Source organism: Streptomyces desertarenae (genome assembly GCF_042681365.1).
GTDB classification, from domain to species: Bacteria; Actinomycetota; Actinomycetes; order Streptomycetales; family Streptomycetaceae; genus Streptomyces; species Streptomyces desertarenae.
Genome location: NZ_JBHUFU010000015.1, coordinates 92,369 through 110,546 on the forward strand (window position 1 = coordinate 92,369; position 18,178 = coordinate 110,546).

At 72.9% G+C, this 18,178-nt stretch carries 20 protein-coding genes and 1 pseudogene; 14 read left to right on the forward strand and 7 right to left on the reverse strand.

The features are described from left to right. Nucleotides 1–15: 15 nt before the first annotated feature. The gene (locus ACFSJS_RS22755) at nt 16–213 is read right to left on the reverse strand and encodes a hypothetical protein (RefSeq protein ID WP_380903361.1); all 198 of its coding nucleotides are present in this window, start codon (nt 211–213) and stop codon (nt 16–18) included. Further along, the gene (locus ACFSJS_RS22760) at nt 213–521 is read right to left on the reverse strand and encodes an XRE family transcriptional regulator (RefSeq protein WP_380903363.1); all 309 of its coding nucleotides are present in this window, start codon (nt 519–521) and stop codon (nt 213–215) included. The genes ACFSJS_RS22755 and ACFSJS_RS22760 overlap by 1 nt, the downstream gene beginning before the upstream one ends. 280 nt (nt 522–801) lie before the next feature. On the opposite strand from ACFSJS_RS22760, the gene ACFSJS_RS22765 reads away from it, so the two are divergent. From ACFSJS_RS22765 to ACFSJS_RS22790, 6 genes and pseudogenes are all read left to right on the forward strand, one after another. Then, a complete protein-coding gene (locus tag ACFSJS_RS22765; RefSeq protein WP_380903365.1) occupies nt 802–1,194 on the forward strand; it encodes a helix-turn-helix domain-containing protein in 393 nt (130 codons plus the stop codon). 137 nt (nt 1,195–1,331) lie between these two features. Then, complete coding sequence (locus ACFSJS_RS22770; RefSeq protein WP_380903367.1) at nt 1,332–1,568, forward strand: hypothetical protein; 237 nt, start codon at nt 1,332–1,334, stop codon at nt 1,566–1,568. 76 nt (nt 1,569–1,644) lie between these two features. Then, nucleotides 1,645–3,036: pseudogene (locus ACFSJS_RS22775) on the forward strand (YifB family Mg chelatase-like AAA ATPase); the annotation flags it as partial. Then, a complete protein-coding gene (gene dprA / locus ACFSJS_RS22780) occupies nt 3,033–4,163 on the forward strand; it encodes a DNA-processing protein DprA (protein WP_380903369.1) in 1,131 nt (376 codons plus the stop codon). The pseudogene ACFSJS_RS22775 and the gene dprA, both read left to right, overlap by 4 nt. 264 nt (nt 4,164–4,427) lie before the next feature. Next, a complete protein-coding gene (gene whiG, locus ACFSJS_RS22785; protein WP_380903371.1) occupies nt 4,428–5,270 on the forward strand; it encodes an RNA polymerase sigma factor WhiG in 843 nt (280 codons plus the stop codon). Nucleotides 5,271–5,325: 55 nt separating this feature from the next. Then, on the forward strand, nt 5,326–5,883 hold the full coding sequence (locus tag ACFSJS_RS22790; RefSeq protein WP_380903441.1) for a TetR/AcrR family transcriptional regulator: 558 nt from the start codon (nt 5,326–5,328) through the stop codon (nt 5,881–5,883). Nucleotides 5,884–5,938: 55 nt separating this feature from the next. Here the strand turns inward: ACFSJS_RS22790 and ACFSJS_RS22795 are convergent, their stop codons facing one another. Beyond that, nucleotides 5,939–6,643 carry a M23 family metallopeptidase gene (locus tag ACFSJS_RS22795; protein WP_380903373.1) on the reverse strand — a complete coding sequence of 235 codons (705 nt, stop codon included), beginning with the start codon at nt 6,641–6,643 and terminating at the stop codon, nt 5,939–5,941. 418 nt (nt 6,644–7,061) lie between these two features. On the opposite strand from ACFSJS_RS22795, the gene rpsB reads away from it, so the two are divergent. The 5 genes from rpsB to ACFSJS_RS22820 all read left to right on the forward strand — a co-directional run bounded on the left by rpsB (nt 7,062) and on the right by ACFSJS_RS22820 (nt 11,795). After that, the gene (gene rpsB / locus ACFSJS_RS22800; RefSeq protein ID WP_380903375.1) at nt 7,062–7,961 is read left to right on the forward strand and encodes a 30S ribosomal protein S2; all 900 of its coding nucleotides are present in this window, start codon (nt 7,062–7,064) and stop codon (nt 7,959–7,961) included. A gap of 109 nt (nt 7,962–8,070) precedes the next feature. Next, complete coding sequence (tsf, locus tag ACFSJS_RS22805; protein ID WP_380903377.1) at nt 8,071–8,907, forward strand: translation elongation factor Ts; 837 nt, start codon at nt 8,071–8,073, stop codon at nt 8,905–8,907. 202 nt (nt 8,908–9,109) lie between these two features. Beyond that, nucleotides 9,110–9,880 (forward strand): UMP kinase, encoded by a 771-nt coding sequence (gene pyrH / locus ACFSJS_RS22810; RefSeq protein WP_380903379.1) that lies wholly within the window; start codon nt 9,110–9,112, stop codon nt 9,878–9,880. Between the two features lie 175 nt (nt 9,881–10,055). Continuing rightward, nucleotides 10,056–10,613 carry a ribosome recycling factor gene (frr, locus tag ACFSJS_RS22815; protein ID WP_380903381.1) on the forward strand — a complete coding sequence of 186 codons (558 nt, stop codon included), beginning with the start codon at nt 10,056–10,058 and terminating at the stop codon, nt 10,611–10,613. A 21-nt stretch (nt 10,614–10,634) separates the two neighbouring features. Further along, a complete protein-coding gene (locus tag ACFSJS_RS22820) occupies nt 10,635–11,795 on the forward strand; it encodes a phosphatidate cytidylyltransferase (protein WP_380903383.1) in 1,161 nt (386 codons plus the stop codon). A 141-nt stretch (nt 11,796–11,936) separates the two neighbouring features. On the opposite strand, the gene ACFSJS_RS22825 is transcribed toward ACFSJS_RS22820, so the two are convergent. Continuing rightward, entirely contained in the window at nt 11,937–12,155 is a 219-nt protein-coding gene (locus ACFSJS_RS22825; RefSeq protein ID WP_380903385.1) for a hypothetical protein, read from the reverse strand. Nucleotides 12,156–12,442: 287 nt separating this feature from the next. Between ACFSJS_RS22825 and ACFSJS_RS22830 the strand changes: the two genes are divergently transcribed. Continuing rightward, complete coding sequence (locus tag ACFSJS_RS22830) at nt 12,443–12,949, forward strand: NUDIX domain-containing protein (protein ID WP_380903387.1); 507 nt, start codon at nt 12,443–12,445, stop codon at nt 12,947–12,949. Beyond that, complete coding sequence (locus ACFSJS_RS22835; protein ID WP_380903389.1) at nt 12,924–13,148, forward strand: e9imm peptide; 225 nt, start codon at nt 12,924–12,926, stop codon at nt 13,146–13,148. The genes ACFSJS_RS22830 and ACFSJS_RS22835 overlap by 26 nt, the downstream gene beginning before the upstream one ends. Before the next feature lie 3 nt (nt 13,149–13,151). Here ACFSJS_RS22835 and ACFSJS_RS22840 read toward each other — a convergent pair whose 3' ends face one another. The 3 genes from ACFSJS_RS22840 to ACFSJS_RS22850 all read right to left on the reverse strand — a co-directional run bounded on the left by ACFSJS_RS22840 (nt 13,152) and on the right by ACFSJS_RS22850 (nt 16,677). Then, complete coding sequence (locus ACFSJS_RS22840) at nt 13,152–13,736, reverse strand: HD domain-containing protein (protein ID WP_380903391.1); 585 nt, start codon at nt 13,734–13,736, stop codon at nt 13,152–13,154. A 455-nt stretch (nt 13,737–14,191) separates the two neighbouring features. Beyond that, nucleotides 14,192–16,372 (reverse strand): tetratricopeptide repeat protein, encoded by a 2,181-nt coding sequence (locus ACFSJS_RS22845; protein ID WP_380903393.1) that lies wholly within the window; start codon nt 16,370–16,372, stop codon nt 14,192–14,194. Next, nucleotides 16,369–16,677: a hypothetical protein gene (locus ACFSJS_RS22850; protein WP_380903395.1), complete on the reverse strand. Its 309-nt coding sequence runs from the start codon at nt 16,675–16,677 to the stop codon at nt 16,369–16,371. Before ACFSJS_RS22850 ends, ACFSJS_RS22845 begins: the two co-directional genes overlap by 4 nt. Before the next feature lie 336 nt (nt 16,678–17,013). On the opposite strand from ACFSJS_RS22850, the gene rlmN reads away from it, so the two are divergent. Further along, entirely contained in the window at nt 17,014–18,120 is a 1,107-nt protein-coding gene (gene rlmN, locus ACFSJS_RS22855) for a dual-specificity RNA methyltransferase RlmN (RefSeq protein ID WP_380903397.1), read from the forward strand. The last annotated feature ends 58 nt before the right edge of the window (nt 18,121–18,178 follow it).

The window sequence follows — 18,178 nt, forward strand, 5'->3', positions numbered from 1 at the left end:
CCTCGTTGAAGGGGGTCAGGCGGCGCGCTGCTGCTCAGCAGCAGCCGCCCGGCGGGCCGCGGCCTTCGCCACGGCCGGCGCGAACAGGGCCCGCAGCCGGGCCCGAATCTCGGGGGACAGCGGCGGCGCCGCGGCCACCTCCCGACGAGCTGCTTCCACCGCGGCCGGACCCAGCCGGCGCATCGCCGCTTCGCGGTCGAACTGCCCGGCCATCAGGCGACCGCCCTGGCGTGGCGGCGGGTGCGTGCCGTGGTGGTTCGCTGGACCGGCACCCACAGGACGAGGAGGTCGCATCCGACGCGCTCGGCCCATGCGGCGGCGACGTCGGGGCTGACGGTGTCCTGTTCTCCGGAGAGGACCTCGTTTATGAGGCTGGGGTGGACGCCGGTGGCGGCGGCGATGTCGCGCATGGAGGCGCTGGTGCCGTCGCCGGTGCGCTGCATGATCTGGCGCAGCATCTGGCGGTTCACGGGCCGGTAGCGGAGCGGTTTGTCGTCGGGTGCTGGCCGGTGGTGCGGCATGTGCATGCTCCTCCTGCGGTGTTTCGCTCCCGTGTGGGAGCGGAATAAGCATTGCACGGCGGGAACGTCGTGTCTACTCCATGGGAGTGGCATATGCGTTCTGGCGCAGGAGTGGCGAGTTGTTGACGTGCGACACGTGCCCCCACTGGCGCAACCCATGTCAGTTAGGGGACACTACGTTCCCGTGGTGCAACGCGAGCCGCTGTAACCAGCGGGATTGCTGAGGCTTGACCAACCCCAGGTAGACACGCGCACACGGAGACACGAGATGATGACTGCCATGCTCGAAGAGACCCGCGACCAGTTGTCGCGCCTGACGCGGGAGCGCCGCGCCGAGCTGGGCGTCAGCCTCGCCCGCGTAGCCGAAGCGTCTGGGGACCCCACGCTTCACTCCTCATGGATCACGCGCCTCGAACAAGGGAAGATCCGCGAGATCCCTTCCCGCGAGCGCCTCGAAGCCTTGGCGCGCGGCCTGCGACTCCCCCCGCAGCAAGTTGCCCGGGCGGCCGGCCAGCAGTTCCTCGGAATCAGTGAGGAGTACTCCACCGACGGCGACGCGCGGGCGATCGTGGACTACCTGGAGACGTTCTCCGAGGAGGACCGGCGCGCGCTGCGGGCGATGGTCGAGGCGTTCGCCCGGTCCAGGCGTTCCGGGGAGGATGACGGACAGTAGTGTCCCGTCTGTGCCTCTGGTAACTCGCAGCTCAAACGGGCATTCTGGTGATCGCGCTTGGGGGCGCGGCCGGCAGGGGGGCCCTGTGGCCGTCGTGCGCGCACGGGGGACGTGCGCCTAGGTGTGAGGAGCTGCGGGTGGTTCCAGAAGCACGAGTCAGAGTTGTCGACACCCTGCCCGGGGGAGAGGTCACGATGGTGATGGAGAAGCCGGGCCGGATCGACTTCCTGCTGAAGAAGGGTGAGCCGGTGGAGCGGATCGCCGAATCGCTTCAGCAGCGATTGCAGTACGAGATCGACAGCGGTACGTGGGAGCAGCACTGGCCCGGTGATCTGCCGGGGGCGGCCCAGGAGAGTGGGCCCGACAGGGGCTGAGTGTGCGGGCGGTGAGATGCGGGGCTCTGGCTGCGGCCGGGGCCCTCTCTCATGCCCGTAACGCTGTGACCTGCACGTCTATAAGGGTGATTCGCGGGTTTTCGACCTCGCCGTGGCGTGCGCGGTGCTCGGCGCCGCGGAGCTGATCGACCCCCGCACCCTCACCGATCTGGTGATGATCGGGGAACTCGGGCTCGACGGCCGCGTGCGGCCCGTGCGCGGCGTCCTGCCGTCCGTCCTGGCCGCCGCCGAGGCCGGGCACCGCCAGGTCGTCGTCGCCGAGCAGACGGCCTCGGAGGCGGCCCTCGTCCCCGGGGTGTCGGTGCTCGGCGTCCGCTCCCTGCGCCAGCTCGTCGCCGTCCTGACCGACGCGCCCGTCCCCGACGAGGACCCGGCCGAGGACGGCCCCGCCGCCGCCCTGCTCGCCGGACTCGCCGTGCCCGGCACCGGATCGGCGATTCCGGGGGCGGCCGGTGAGCGGCAGGTCGACCTCGCCGAGGTGGCCGGCCAGACCGCGGCCCGCAGGGCCCTGGAGGTGGCCGCGGCCGGCCGGCACCACCTCTTCTTCACGGGGCCGCCCGGCGCCGGCAAGACCATGCTCGCCGAACGGCTCCCCGGTCTGCTGCCTCCCCTCACCCCCCAGGAGGCCCTGGAGGCCACCGCCGTCCACTCCGTCGCCGGCACCCTGCCCCCGGGCCGCCCGCTGGTCGAGAGGCCGCCCTACTGCGCACCCCACCACTCGGCCACCACCGCCTCCCTCGTCGGCGGCGGCAGCGGCCTGCCCCGGCCCGGGGCCGTCTCCCTGGCCCACCACGGCGTCCTCTTCCTGGACGAGGCCGCCGAGTGCAGCGCGCGGGTGCTGGACGCGCTGCGCCAGCCGCTGGAGTCCGGTCGGGTCACGGTGGCACGGGCCCAGGGCATGATGCGCATGCCCGCCCGCTTCCTGCTCGTCCTGGCGGCCAACCCCTGCCCCTGCGGCCGGCACGGATCGAGGGGCGGCGGCTGCGAGTGCCGGCCCTCCTCCGTCCGGCGCTACCGCTCCCGTCTCTCCGGCCCCCTCCTGGACCGTGTCGACCTCCGGGTCACCGTCGAGCCCGTCACCCGCGCCGAACTGATCTCGCCCACCGCGCACGGGGAGTCCACCGCCGCCGTGGCGGCGCGGGTCCGGGCGGCGCGGGAGCGCGCCGCCGCCCGGTACGCCGGTACGCCCTGGCACACCAACAGCGAGGTGCCCGGCCACGAACTGCGCACCCGCTGGCCCACGGCGCCCGGAGCCCTGGGCCGCGCCGAGGAGGACATGGAACGCGGCCTGCTCACCGCGCGCGGTCTGGACAGGGTCCTCAGGGTCGCCTGGACTCTGGCCGACCTCGCCGGACACGACCGGCCCACCGCCGAGGACGTGGACGGGGCGCTGGAACTGCGCACGGGAGTGAGGCGCGGCGCGGCGCCCACCGGGGGCCGGAGGTGACCGGCGAGGAGGAGCGCGCGGCGCGGGCGGCACTCACCAGGGTCGGCGAACCCGGTGACGCGGCACTGAACAGGTGGCTCGACCGCTATGGGGCGGTGGGGACGCTCGAGGCCCTCGCCTCCGGGTCGCCGCTGCCGGGCGTCTCGCGGACCCGCTGGGCCGGACTGTGCGGGCGGGCCCGCGGGCTGTGCCCCGAAGCCGACCTCGAGGCCGCGGGCAGAATCGGCGGGCGCTTCGTCTGCCCGGGGGACAACGAGTGGCCGAGCCAGCTGGACGACCTCGGGGAGGTCCGTCCCGTCGGACTGTGGGTGCTCGGCCGTGCCTCGCTGCGCCTGTGGGCCCTGCGCTCGGTCGCCGTCGTCGGGGCCCGTGCCTGCACCGACTACGGGGCCCACGTCGCGTCGGTCCTCGGCTCCGGCCTGGCCGCACGCGGCTGGACGGTGGCCTCCGGCGCGGCCTACGGGGTCGACGCGGCCGCCCACCACGGCGCGCTCGCCGCGGGTGGGGCCACCGTCGCCGCGCTGGCCTGCGGGGTCGACGTCGCCTACCCACCGGGCAACGGCTCCCTGATCCGGCGCATCGGGCAGGAGGGACTGCTGGTCGCCGAGCTGCCGCCCGGCGCCCATCCCACCCGCAGCCGCTTCGTGCTGCGCAACCGCGTGATCGCGGCCCTCACCAGGGGGACGGTGGTGGTGGAAGCCGAACTGCGCAGCGGCTCCCTGGTCACCGCCCGGCGGGCGCTGGCGCTCGGCAGGATCACCATGGGCGTCCCCGGCCCGGTCACCAGCAGCCTGTCGGCCGGGGTCCACCAACTCCTGCGCGGCGAGGGCCAGGTCGTCACCGACGCCGACGAGGTCGTCGAACTCGTCGGGGCCATCGGGGAGCTCGCCCCCGAACGGCGCGGTCCGACCCTCCCGCGCGACCTGCTGGCCCCCGAGACGGCGCGCGTCCTGGAGGCGCTGCCGGCCCGCAGCGCGATCACGGCCGACGCGGTGGCGCGTGCGTCCGCCCTCACCGGGGAGCGCGCACTCGCCCGCCTCCAGGAACTGAGGTCGCTCGGCTTCGTCGAGCGGCACGGTGACCACTGGCAACTGGCGGGGCGGGAGAACCAACACTCCAACAGGTGACAGAGGAATCCTTGACCCCGAGCGGTCGGGTGAAAGGGTGAGAACATGACCGCTGAATGGTTCGTTCCGCATAGCTGCGCCACCCCGGCCCGGCCACCGGGGTAACCCCGAGGTGCGGGTAGCGGAACGTATCTGCGGATGCCCGACCGACCGTTCGTCGCACTGAGCGACACTCCGGTCACGCTAGGCTCCCATGGCCCCTGGTCCCCACCGGTCCCACAGGCGTCAGCGCACAGAACACGGCAGAACGGCTCAAGACGACGTATGCCCCACCACACCCCCGGGCCCGACCGCACGGCCACGGCAGAACCGACGGCAGCCGACGGTGCTGCGCGCCCTGCCCCGCCCAGATCGCTCGACGAGCTGTGGCGGACGTACAAGCGCACGGGCGACGAGCGGCTGCGGGAACAGCTGATCCTCCACTACTCGCCCCTGGTCAAGTACGTGGCCGGACGGGTCAGCGTCGGTCTGCCCGCCAACGTGGAGCAGGCCGACTTCGTCTCCTCCGGGGTGTTCGGGCTGATCGACGCCATCGAGAAGTTCGACCCGGACCGCTCCATCAAGTTCGAGACCTACGCCATCACCCGTATCCGCGGGGCCATGATCGACGAGCTGCGGGCGCTGGACTGGATCCCCCGCTCCGTCCGGCAGAAGGCCCGTGCCTTCGAGCGGGCCCACGCCGCCTTGGAGGCGACGCTGCGGCGCACCCCCTCGGAGGCCGAGGTGGCCGACGAGATGGGGATCCCCCTGGAGGAGCTCCACGGGATCTTCAGTCAGTTCCCGCTGGCCAACATGGTGGCGCTGGAGGAGGTCCTCCACGCCGGCGGTGAGGGCGGCGACCGCCTCAGCCTCATGGAGACCCTGGAGGACACCGGCGCCGACAACCCCGTCGAGATCGCCGAGGACCGGGAACTGCGGCGGCTGCTGGCCCGTGCCGTCAACACCCTCCCCGAGCGCGAGAAGACCGTGGTGACCCTCTACTACTACGAAGGGTTCACCCTCGCCGAGATCGGACAGGTGCTGGGGGTGACCGAGAGCCGGGTCAGCCAGATCCACACCAAGTCCGTGCTGCAGCTCAGGGCCAAGCTCGCGGACGTCGGCCGTTGAGCCGGAACCCCCGGTCCGTACAGTGGGACCCGTGCCCAGGATTCGAGCGGCCTCCGTGGCCGAGCACCGGACGATGCAGCGCGACGCCCTGCTGGAGGCAGCACGATCCCTGCTCTCCGAAGGCGGAACCGAAGCACTGACCTTCCCCGCGCTGGCCGAACGCACGGGACTGGCGCGCTCCTCCGTCTACGAGTACTTCCGCTCCCGCGCCGCCGTCGTCGAGGAGCTGTGCGCCGTCGACTTCCCCGTCTGGGCGGCCGAGGTGGAAGCCGCCATGGCGGAGGCGGGCACCCCCGAGGCGAAGGTCGAGGCGTATGTGCGGCGGCAGCTGGCGCTGGCCGGGGACCGCCGCCACCGGGCCGTCGTCGCGATCTCGGCGGGCGAGCTGGACGCCGGCGCCCGCGAGAAGATCCGGGCCGCTCACGGCGGGCTGATCACCATGGTCGTGGACGCCCTCACCTCGCTCGGCCACGAGGACCCCCGGCTGACCGCCACCCTTCTGCAGGGCGTCGTGGACGCGGCGGTCCGCCGCCTCGAACTGGGAGCCGCCGAGGAACCGGAGCGCATCGCCCGGGCGGCGGTGTCGATGGTGCTGTACGGCGTCGGAGGCTGAGCCCGCCCCTTCCCCTCCCGCCCCGCCGCGGGTCCGGGGCCGGCGGCCGTCCGCCTCACGGGGAGGGGCGGCCGCGCGGGCGGACGTGGCGCCGGTGCGCCCAGAGCGCGGCCGCCGCCAGGGCCGCCGCCGTCCCCCCGGCCGCCGGTCCGGCGGGCGAGGCCCCGCCGGCCACCGCCCGCGCCGGCTCCGGCGCCCCCGAGGCGTCCCCCGCTCCCGGCCGCCCCCGCTCCGGAGGCGCTCCCAGCACCGGGAGCAGCCGGGAGCGCCCGGACCCCAGCAGGGACAGCGGATCCAGGTAGGAGTCGCCGCGGCGCAGCCCCCAGTGGAGGCAGCCGGCCGGACAGTGGGAGCCGTCCGCCTCCAGGACGCCCACCACGTCGCCCGCCCCGACCCGGTCGCCCTCGCTCACCCGCGCCGCGACCGGTTCGTACGTCGTGCGCAGCGGCGGCGTACCCGTACCCGCCAGCTCCACCGACACCACACCCCGCCCCGCCACCCTCCCCGCGAACGAGACCCGGCCCGCCGCCGCGGCGCGCACCGGAGTTCCGGGCCGGGCCGCCAGGTCCACCCCCCGGTGCCCCGCCGCCCACCGCTCGGGAGGCGGGAGCCAGCCGCGCTCCACCGGTCCCGGCACCGGCCGGACCCGCCCGGCTCCGCCGGCGGCACCGCCGTCCGCGGGGGCCGCGCGGGCGGGCGCCGCCCAAGAGGAGAGGAACGGAAGGCAGCACAGCAGTACCGCGCAGAGTCGAAGTCCCATGGCCCCAGCGTGAGGGAGGGCGGGGACGGGGGCGGGCGGGCGGCCGGAACGGTGGAGTACCGGCCGGTTGTGGAGAACTCCGTCACCCGTTCCGGTGGAGGCGCCGACGGCCCGGCGACCCGCCCCCTCCCCACCCCGCGTCCGGCCCGGCCGTCCGCCGCGGCCGCTCCCGCCGGCGCCTTCCGCGCGCACCCGGTGCGTGTCGCCTGCCGGTTCCCCGGTCCCGTACACTTCTGGTGCGATCCGGGTCACCGGGTCGACTTCGCACGCCCCGCCGCCCCCGCGGCGGCCGCGCACTCGGTCCTGCAAGACGAACGGCCACCGGCCCCCAACGGCTTCGCAGGCAGCGCGCCGGGGCGTCAGGAGCGGCGGCCGTCCGGCCGCCGCGGACAACCGAGTACTCCGAGGAGATACGGCCATGGCCGTCGTCACGATGCGGGAGCTGCTGGAGAGCGGCGTCCACTTCGGGCACCAGACCCGCCGCTGGAACCCGAAGATGAAGCGCTTCATCTTCACCGAGCGCAACGGCATCTACATCATCGACCTGCTCCAGTCGCTGTCGTACATCGACCGCGCCTACGAGTTCGTCAAGGAGACCGTCGCCCACGGCGGCTCCATCATGTTCGTCGGCACCAAGAAGCAGGCGCAGGAGGCCATCGCCGAGCAGGCCACCCGCGTGGGCATGCCCTACGTCAACCAGCGCTGGCTCGGCGGCATGCTGACCAACTTCTCCACCGTCCACAAGCGCCTCCAGCGCCTGAAGGAGCTCGAGCAGATCGACTTCGAGGACGTGGCCGCCTCCGGCCTCACCAAGAAGGAGCTGCTGGTCCTCTCCCGCGAGAAGGCCAAGCTGGAGAAGACGCTCGGCGGTATCCGCGACATGCAGAAGGTGCCCAGCGCCGTCTGGATCGTGGACACCAAGAAGGAGCACATCGCCGTCGGTGAGGCGCGCAAGCTCAACATCCCGGTCGTCGCGATCCTCGACACCAACTGCGACCCGGACGAGGTCGACTACAAGATCCCGGGCAACGACGACGCGATCCGCTCCGTCACCCTGCTCACCCGTGTGATCGCCGACGCTGTCGCCGAGGGCCTCATCGCCCGCTCCGGCGGTGCCGGCGAGGGCAAGAGCGAGAAGGCCGCCGGCGAGCCGCTCGCCGAGTGGGAGCGCGAGCTGCTCGAGGGCGACGCCCAGAAGGCCGCCGAGACCAAGGAGACCGAGGCCCCGGCCGCCGAGCAGGCCGCCCCCGCCGAGGACGAGAAGCCGGCCGAGCAGGCCGCCCCCGCCGAGGGCGAGGAGCCGGCCGAGCAGGCCTGACCCACGCCGCAGGTGGTACGGCCGGGGGCGGTGGCGTGAGCGCCGCCCCCGGCGTACACCCGTCACTCGATCCATCCTCATCGACTTCCCGGGAAGAGATTCACCGACCATGGCGAACTACACCGCCGCCGACGTCAAGAAGCTCCGCGAGCTCACCGGCGCCGGCATGATGGACTGCAAGAAGGCGCTGGACGAGGCCGAGGGCAACGTCGACAAGGCCGTCGAGATCCTCCGTGTCAAGGGCCAGAAGGGCGTCGCCAAGCGCGAGTCCCGCACCGCCGAGAACGGCGCCGTCGTCTCCCTGATCGCCGACGACAACACCTCCGGCGTGCTGGTCGAGCTGAAGTGCGAGACGGACTTCGTCGCCAAGGGCGAGAAGTTCGTCGCCGTCGCCGACGCCATCGCCGCGCACGTCGCCGCCACCTCCCCGGCCGACACCGAGGCCCTGCTCGCCTCCGAGATCGAGTCCGGCAAGACCGTCCAGGCGTACGTGGACGAGGCCAACGCCACCCTCGGCGAGAAGATCGTCCTCGACCGCTTCGCCCAGTTCTCCGGCGGCTACGTGGCCGCCTACATGCACCGCACCAGCCCGGACCTGCCGCCGCAGGTCGGCGTCCTGGTCGAGCTGGAGCAGGAGAACGCCGAGGTGGCCAAGGACGTGGCGCAGCACATCGCCGCGTTCGCCCCGAAGTTCCTCTCCCGCGAGGACGTGCCGGAGGAGACCGTCGCCAACGAGCGCCGCGTCGCCGAGGCCACCGCCCGCGAGGAGGGCAAGCCCGAGCAGGCCCTGCCGAAGATCGTCGAGGGTCGCGTGAACGGCTTCTTCAAGGAGAACTGCCTCCTGGACCAGCCCTTCGCCAAGGACAACAAGAAGTCCGTCCAGAAGGTGCTGGACGAGGCCGGTGTCACGCTGAAGCGCTTCGCCCGCTTCCGCGTCGGCGCCTGACCCGCACCGCCGTGACGTCCACGGCGGACCGGACACACCCGGCTAGGGTCGAACACGGGGCCCGTCCCGGTCGTCGCGCACGGCGTGCACGGCGCGCCCGGACAGGACGACCGCAGTTGTGACGAGGAGGCCATTGCCGCTACCAGGGACCGAAAGGGACCACCGGCAATGGCCTCCTCAGCATGTGCACGAGGAGATCCGCATGAAACAGGGCATCGACCCCGGAGACAAAGCCTCCGACAAGGAGCGCGGCCGCCGCCGCTTCCTGCTGAAACTCTCCGGCGAGGCGTTCGCCGGCGGCGGGGGGCTCGGAGTCGACCCCGACGTCGTGCACAAGGTCGCCCGTGAGATCGCCGCCGTGGTCCGCGACGGCGCCGAGATCGCCGTCGTCATCGGCGGCGGCAACTTCTTCCGCGGTGCCGAGCTCCAGCAGCGCGGCATGGACCGGGCCCGCTCCGACTACATGGGCATGCTCGGCACGGTCATGAACTGCCTCGCCCTCCAGGACTTCCTGGAGAAGGAGGGCATCGACTCCCGCGTCCAGACCGCCATCACCATGGGCCAGGTCGCGGAGCCGTACATCCCGCTGCGCGCCGTACGGCACCTGGAGAAGGGGCGTGTGGTCATCTTCGGCGCGGGCATGGGGATGCCGTACTTCTCCACCGACACCACCGCCGCCCAGCGCGCCCTGGAGATCCACGCCGAGGCCCTGCTGATGGGCAAGAACGGTGTCGACGGCGTCTACGACTCCGACCCGGCGACCAACCCCGACGCGGTGCGGTTCGACGCCCTGGAGTACGGCGAGGTCATCGCCCGCGAGCTGCGGGTCGCCGACGCCACCGCCATCACCCTCTGCCGCGACAACAAACTGCCGATCCTCGTCTTCGAGCTGCTGGCCGAGGGCAATATCGCAAGGGCGGTCCGGGGTGAGAAGATCGGCACGCTGGTGAGCGACCAGGGCTCCCGGAGCTGACCACCGGCACCGGGCACGCAACACGACGTCCGTGCCGGGGTCGGTGTACACGGCCCCGGCGCGGCAACTCCGTGCCGCACGATGGGCACGGTACGGGGATGGACAACAGCCTGCCGGTCGGACACCGTGCAGGAATCAGGGCTTTCCGGCTCAATCATCGAACCAGGAGCACGTGGTGATCGAAGAGACCCTCCTCGAAGCCGAGGAGAAGATGGAGAAGGCGGTCGTCGTCGCCAAGGAGGACTTCGCCGCGATCCGCACCGGCCGTGCGCACCCGGCGATGTTCAACAAGATCGTGGCGGACTACTACGGCGCGATGACCCCGATCAACCAGCTCGCGTCGTTCTCGGTGCCCGAGCCGCGGATGGCCGTGGTCACCCCGTTCGACAAGAGCGCGCTGCGCAACATCGAGCAGGCGATCCGTGACTCCGACCTCGGCGTCAACCCCTCCAACGACGGCAACATCATCCGCGTCGTCTTCCCGGAACTGACCGAGGAGCGCCGCCGCGAGTACATCAAGGTCGCCAAGACCAAGGCCGAGGACGCCAAGATCTCCATCCGCAGCGTCCGCCGCAAGGCCAAGGAGGCCATCGACAAGGCCGTCAAGGACGGTGACATCGGCGAGGACGAGGGCCGCCGCGCGGAGAAGGAGCTCGACGACACCACCGCCAAGTACGTCGCACAGGTGGACGAGCTGCTCAAGCACAAGGAAGCCGAACTGCTCGAGGTCTGAGGTCATAGGGCTGCGATTTCCGTGAACGACTCATCCTGGGGAGCGCCGCCGGGCGCCGGACCCCCCGGCCGATCCGGCTACTGGAGCCCCTCCGGCAGGGATCCGCACTCCCCGCTCCGTACGGAGGCCGCTCCGGCCCCGGCGGGTTACGTGCGCGAGGGCGGCGACGCGTCGCAGACTCGGCCTATGCCCATCGTGCCCGACGCCCCCGGCGGTGACCAGGACGATCGCGACGGCCGGGCGGCCGGGCGTCCGCCCGGCGACGGCCCCCGCACCGGCGGCGGTCTCCCCGGACCGTCGGCCGGCCCCGAGGCGACCCCGGCCCCGGTCGGCCCCGCTCCCCACGGCCGCTCCCGGAGCCGCAAGCGGGCCGGCCGCGACCTGCGAGCCGCCATAGGGGTGGGCGTGGGGCTGGGCGCCGTCATCCTCGCCTCGCTCTTCGTCTACAAGCCCGTCTTCCTCGGCGTGATAGTGGTCGCCGTCGTGGTCGGGCTGTGGGAGCTCACCTCCCGTCTCGCCGAACGCAAGCAGATCCGGGTGCCGCTGGTGCCGCTGGCCGTGGGCGGCTCCGCGATGATCGTCGCCGGGTACGTCCGGGGCGCGGAGGGCGCCTGGGTCGCGGTGGCGCTCACCGCCCTGGCCGTCCTGGTGTGGCGGATGACGGAGGAGCCGGTGAACTACCTGCGGGACGTCACCGCGGGTGTCTTCACCGCCTTCTACGTCCCCTTCCTGGCCACCTTCGTCGCCATGATGCTCGCCGCCGACGGTGACGGGCCGCAGCGGGTGCTCACCTTCCTGCTGCTCACCGTCGTCAGCGACACCGGGGCGTACGCCGTGGGCTGGCGCTTCGGCCGCCGCAAGCTGGCCCCGCGCATCAGCCCCGGAAAGACCCGCGAGGGCCTGCTGGGAGCGGTGGCCTTCGCCATGGCCGCCGGCGCGCTGTGCATGCACCTCCTCATCGACGGCGGCGTCTGGTGGCAGGGGCTGCTGCTCGGTCTGGCCGTGGCCGTCAGCGCGACCCTGGGCGATCTCGGCGAGTCGATGATCAAGCGCGACCTGGGCATCAAGGACATGGGCACCCTGCTCCCGGGGCACGGCGGCATCATGGACCGCCTGGACTCCCTGCTGCCGACCGCCCCCGTGGTCTGGCTGCTGCTGACCGTCTTCGTCGGCGCCGGCTGACACGGCTCCTCCCGCCCGCCCCGGGGCCCGGCGCCGCACGGCGCCGGGCCCCGGGGCGTCCGCGGCGCGGTACGGCCCGCCACTCCTCCAACGGTGACCGCCCGCCCGGTTCAGCGGCTCCCCCGGGGCCGCACCCGCCGGCTAGCCGGGTGCCGTGTCCGCCGTGCCCTTCGCAGCGCCGGAGAACATCAGCCGGGCGCCGAACCTCACTCCCCCCACAGAGGCCGCCGGCAGGCCGTAGCGCATCCATTCCGGACCGCCCTCCCAGTCCCGGGGGGAGCCGAAGCACAGCAGGCAGGCCACGGCGATGGACGCCGCCGTGGCGGCCGCGTCGGCGATGCGGCGCAATCGAGGAGTCATCCATCCGTTTTCCCGCGACCCCGTTCGCCTCACCGGCGGAAGCGGCGGTCGTGACGCCGTTCACGGGGGCGCCGGGCCGTGCGAGGGCGGCCGACGATGACAGACGACGGCCGAGGGTGACCACGGCCTCCCTGCTCCGGCCCGGGGATCGGAGTCGATCTGCGGCACCGGAGGGGTTGTGCCTGCACTCGGCGGCCGGACGTTCCGGCACTACATGCGCAGCTTCGACGACGACTGGGACCGGGCCGGGTCCGCATGGCCGCGGGCGTCCGCGGCACACTGAGGGCATGGCCCGCGTCGACTACCTCAACGATCCGCAGGCGCCCAAGGCGAACAACCTCGTTCCTTCCGTGACAGCGGTGGCCCGGAACGGGGCCGGAGAAGTCCTGCTGATCCACAGGACCGACAACGACCTCTGGGCGCTGCCCGGCGGCGGTGCCGGCCTCGGCGAGTCGGCACCCGACGCGGCGGTACGCGAGACCAGGGAAGAGACCGGCTCGGACGTCGAGATCACCGGACTGGTCGGCCCCTACCCCAGCTCCGCGCACGTCATGGCCTACGACGACGGCGAGGTACGGCAGCAGCTCTCCATCTGCTTCGCCGCGCGGATCACGGACGATGAGCTGCGGACCAGCAGCGAAAGCGAGGAAGTCGCGTTCGTCGCCCCGGACCGGCTGGACGAGCTGAACATCCATCCGTCGATGCGGATGCGGATCGACCACGGTCTCGAAGACCGGGCACAGCCCTACATCGGATGGGAGATCACACATGACCGGTCGCACCATGACCCGTGAGGAGGCGCTCCTCCTGGTGCGGCGCCTGCTGGAGGGCGACTACGCCGACGAGGCAGAGGGCGACGCCCTGGTGGACGGTTTCGAACGCGGCCTGGTCTGTCCCCACGTCGGCGACTACATCCACTGCGACCGGGGGCCTGAGACCACCGCTGACGAGGTGGTCGATCGAGCCTTGGCGTACAGGTCGACTGCCCGGTGACAGTCATCCGCCAAGACGTGCCCGAGTGCGCTCGACCGCAGCGCCGAGACAGGGGCGAGCCTTGCTGATCGCGGTGTGCACCTCACTGCCCGGTTCGTAGCGCACCAGGATCTCGTCAATGCGCCGGCCGGAGTCGAAGCGCTGGCCCGCCGGTCCGGTGGTCATGTCCGAGTGGATCAGGGCGTCCAGGAGCGGTGATTCTTCCCGCTCGTAGGGGCTGAGCTCGGCGACCAGACCCCGCTGCTCAGCCTCGTAGACGGCGCCGGAGTGGTGGGCGACCAGACAGACGAGCCGACGCGGAGCGCCCAGCGATTCGAGGTGCCGGGCACCATCGAGCGGATGGAAGCCGGTCTGCCGCAGCTCGGGCGCGTACCCGATGTCGTGCAGCCAGGCCGCGGAGACGAGGAAGTTCCACTCATCCTCGGGCACGGCCGGAGACGCCTCACGGGCCCGCTCCGCGACTGCCTGAGTGTGCAGCCATCGGTTCCCGAGCGGGGGCAGCAGCGACTCGGCCGGCTCGGCCGCGCCCTGGGGCGTATCCAGCGAAGACGACACGCCCACGCGGTAGCCGAGCAGAAGCACCGACATCAGGGCCCGGGAGCCGAGCAGCGCGGTAAGAGTTTCCCTACTTCATCAAGGCGCTTCCGCCGCGCACGGCGCGGCGTCGCGCGGCCCGGCGGTCGGACCGACGATCCTGTCTTCGCCCCGCTCCGGCCCAGACCGCCGGCCACGCGCCGAACGGCGAGGGGTTGGCTGAGGAGAAACCCGCGGTGGCTGGGGTGGTCGGCTCCACGGCTTCAGGCGGCCACCTTGGGGCGAGCCTCGGGGGTCGGGGCCCACATCGGGCATTGGCGGGCAGGTCCACAGACCGTCCGAGTCGCCGAAAGCTTACGGGCCCCGATCTCTCGCCCCAAGGCAGCTCCCGCCCAAAGCCGCTCCGCCGCCCTCTCGGTACGCTGTGCCGCCACCCTGCTGCCGAAGGTCGAGAGGATGGCGCACCACTTCTCAACGATTGCCTGTGAACGCCCGTCGGACCTGGGCGGCTAAGGACTGTCATCGCCGCCGGCTGACATCTGTCTCAAGTGAGACAGGCTGCCCCGGTAGAGGGCGGTGTCGGGGTGGTCGGGGCCCAGGGTGGTCTCGGCGGTGGTCAGGGCTCGTTCTGCCAGGGGGAGGGCGTCGGTGTGGCGTCCCAGGTCCCCCAGTGTGTGGGCGAGGTTGCTCAGGCAGCGGGCGGTGGTGGGGTGATCGGAGCCCAAGGTGGTCTCGGCGGTGGTCAGGGCTCGTTCTGCCAGGGGGAGGGCGTCGGTGTGGCGCCCCAGCTCCCCCAGCGTGACGGCGAGGTTGCCCAGGCGGGTGGCGGTTGCGGGGTGGTCGGGGCCCAGGGTGGTCTCGGTGATGGCCAGGGCCCGCTCCTCCAGCGGCAGGGCGTCGGTGTGGCGCCCCAGCTGTGTCAGCATGACGGCGAGGTTGCCCAGGCGGAGGGCGGTTGCGGGGTGGTCGGGTCCCAGGGTGGTCTCGGCGGTGGTCAGGGCTCGTTCTGCCAGGGGGAGGGCGTCGGTGTGGCGCCCCAGCTCTCCCAGTGTGTGGGCGAGGTTGCTCAGGCAGCGGGCGGTGGTGGGGTGGTCGGGTCCCAGGGTGGTCTCGGCGGTGGTCAGGGCTCGTTCTGCCAGGGGGAGGGCGTCGGTGTGGCGCCCCAGCTCCCCCAGCGTGGCGGCGAGGTTGCCCAGGCGGAGGGCGGTTACGGGGTGGCCGGGGCCCAGGGTGGTCTCGGTGATGGCCAGGGCCCGCTCCTCCAGCGGCAGGGCCGATGCGGCCTGCCCCCGGGCTCGGAGATGGAAGCCGGTCTCTCCCAGGAGGAGGGCTGCCTGCGGGTGGGGGCGGGTGTCGTCGTGGTGGGCGGCCACGGCCTGGAGGTGGGGCAGGAGGGGCTGCCAGCGCGGCCAGCCGCTGACCTCCTCGGGGCTACCGGGTGGCAGGGCCAGGTAGAGCAGGGACAGAGCGGCTGCGCTGGGGTGCGGTGCGGTATCGGCGCGGGGGCACCGGAGGAGCCGCCGCAGCCATGAGGGCCGCGGCGGAGGGGCGGGGGGTGGGGTGGTGGTGCGCAGCACGGTCTGGACCAGGCGGTGGACGGTGACGGTGGTCCTTGTGAGGGTGACCATGCTGTAGGCGGCCAGCAGCCCCAGCGCCTGGTCCACCGCGTGCGCATCGGGCAGGGCCGGGGCCAGTACGTCGCGGGGCAGGGGATCGGGGGCGCAGTAGGCCAGGATCCGCAGCAGCTCCACCGCGCCCGCATCGGCCTCCTGCAGGGCGTCGAGGGTGAGGGTCCACAGGCGGGCGATGGTGCGCTGGTGGGGATCACCCGGGGCGGCGACAGCGAGGGTGGTGGCCGGGTCGGTGCGCAGCCGCTCCAGGTAGGCGGCCGGGTGAGCGCGGGTCTGGGCCAGGTAGGCGCCGGCCTGCTGCAGTGCCAGCGGCAGGTGCCCCAACTCACCGGCCAGCTCGGCCAGCACCGCGGCATCATCCTCGCTGTGGCGGCCGGTGAGGTCCTGCAGCACGGCCAGCGCCGCTGGCGGGGTGAGAGTGTTCAGGTACACGGTGGTGCCCAGGTCCTGCCAGGGCAGGTCGCGCCGGGTGGTGATCAGCACCTGCCCGGTGGTGAGTCTCCCCAGCAGGGGGCGCAGGGGGGCGGGGTCCTCGACGTTGTCGAAGACCAGCAGCCATCCGGTGCGGCCCTGCAGCCAGGTGACCGCCCACTGGGCGGCCTCGGCCAGCGGCAGCGCCGCATGTACCGGGTCCAGCGCGGCGGCCAGTCCGGCCAGCCCCGCGGTGACCTGCTCCTCCTGCTCGGCGTCGAGCCACCACACCGGGCCGCCGCCGTTGTTCCGGTGGCGGTGGGCGTGGTGCAGCACCAGCGTGCTCTTGCCGACCCCGCCCATGCCTAGCACGCTCTGCGCCACGATCCCGGCTCCGGCCGACGGCAGCCGCTCCAGCTCCGCCAGCACCTCCTCGCGGCCCCTGAACACCGCGCTGTCCGGGGCGGGCAGGTTGTTTACCCGGGCCACGGAGCCGTCTTCCACCGCCGCCCGCAAGCCCCCTTCCGGCAGCACCACGGTGCGCTGCTCGACCCGGTTGCGGTCCCCGGTGACCACCGGCCCGGTGGTGTTCCCGCCGACCGCCACCGACCGCTCGCCGGGGGCGGGGGGAGTCTGGGGGCCGGTCACCGCTGCACCGTGTTCCCGTCCCCGGTCACGACCGTCCCGGAGTTGTCCCCGCCGACCGCCACCGACCGCCCGCCCGAGGCCGCCGGACCACCGGAGGCCGGGGGCGGCGCGGGAGGAGCCGGGGAGCCGAGCCGCCAGACCGCCCAGGCCACCAGCACCGCCGCCAGCACCGCACCCGCCCCCGCACCCGTGGCGATGCGCTCCGGCCGCTCCCACGGCAACACCGCATCCGCCAACCACACGCACAGCCCGAACACCGCCAGCGACGCCACCCCGACCGCCGACCAGCGCCCTGCCTGCCCCATCCGGCACCCCTCCTTCCGTGCACGGGCCGGACCACTCATCGTCCCACCCAAGTACCCCTCAGACGGGCGCAGTTCGGCAATAGGACACCACCAACCGCCACGGACCGCAGCGACCGCACGGGAATGGGAAACCGCTGGAGAGGTGAGAGCCGAACAGGCCACACAGATCGGTGAGCAGACTCGTCGAAGCGGTGATCACGGTGGCCCCCGCTGAGATCCTGGGCCGTCTGTGGGCCGTGCGAGGGTGGCCGACGATGACAGACGACGGCCGAGGGTGACCACGGCCTCCCTGCTCCGGCCCGGGGATCGGAGTCGATCTGCGACACTGGAGGGGTTATGCCTGCACCCGGAGAACTCACCTTCGTCGCGCCCCGCGGCGCCGTCAAGCCGCCGCGGCACCTCGCCGACCTCACGCCCGCCGAGCGCCGGGAGGCGGTCGCAGCGATCGGCGAGAAGCCGTTCCGCGCCCAGCAGCTGTCGCGGCACTACTTCGCCCGGTACGCCGCCGACCCCGCCGACTGGACCGACATCCCCGCCGCCGCACGCGGGAAGCTGGCCGACGGGCTGCTGCCCGAGCTGATGACCGTGGTGCGGCACGTCACCTGCGACGACGACACCACCCGCAAGACCCTGTGGCGGCTGCACGACGGGACGCTGGTGGAGTCCGTGCTGATGCGGTACCCCGACCGGGTCACCATGTGCGTCAGCTCCCAGGCCGGATGCGGCATGAACTGCCCCTTCTGCGCCACCGGACAGGCCGGCCTGGACCGCAACCTGTCCACCGCCGAGATCGTCCACCAGATCGTCGAGGGCATGCGCGCCCTGCGCGACGGCGAGGTGCCCGGAGGCCCGGCCAGGCTCTCCAACATCGTCTTCATGGGCATGGGCGAGCCGCTGGCCAACTACAAGCGGGTCGTCGGCGCCATCCGCCGCCTCACCGACCCCGAGCCCGACGGCCTGGGCCTGTCCCAGCGCGGCATCACCGTCTCCACCGTGGGCCTGGTCCCCGCCATCCACCGCCTCGCCGACGAGGGCCTCAAGTGCCGCCTGGCGGTCTCGCTGCACGCTCCCGACGACGAACTGCGCGACACCCTGGTGCCGGTCAACACCCGCTGGAAGGTCCGCGAGGTCCTCGACGCCGCCTGGGAGTACGCCGAGAGGTCCGGCCGCCGGGTCTCCATCGAGTACGCCATGATCCGCGACATCAACGACCAGGCCTGGCGAGGCGACCTCCTCGGGCGGCTGCTGGCGGGGAAGAGGGCGCACGTCAACCTCATCCCCCTCAACCCCACGCCCGGTTCGAAGTGGACGGCCTCCCGTCCCGAGGACGAGCGGGCCTTCGTCCAGGCGCTGGAGGCCCACGGCGTGCCCGTCACCGTCCGCGACACCCGCGGTCAGGAGATCGACGGCGCCTGCGGCCAGCTCGCCGCCACCGAACGCTGAGACCGCGCCCCGGGGCTGCCGGGGCGCGGGAGGCGGGGCCGGGGCGCGCACGGGCCGC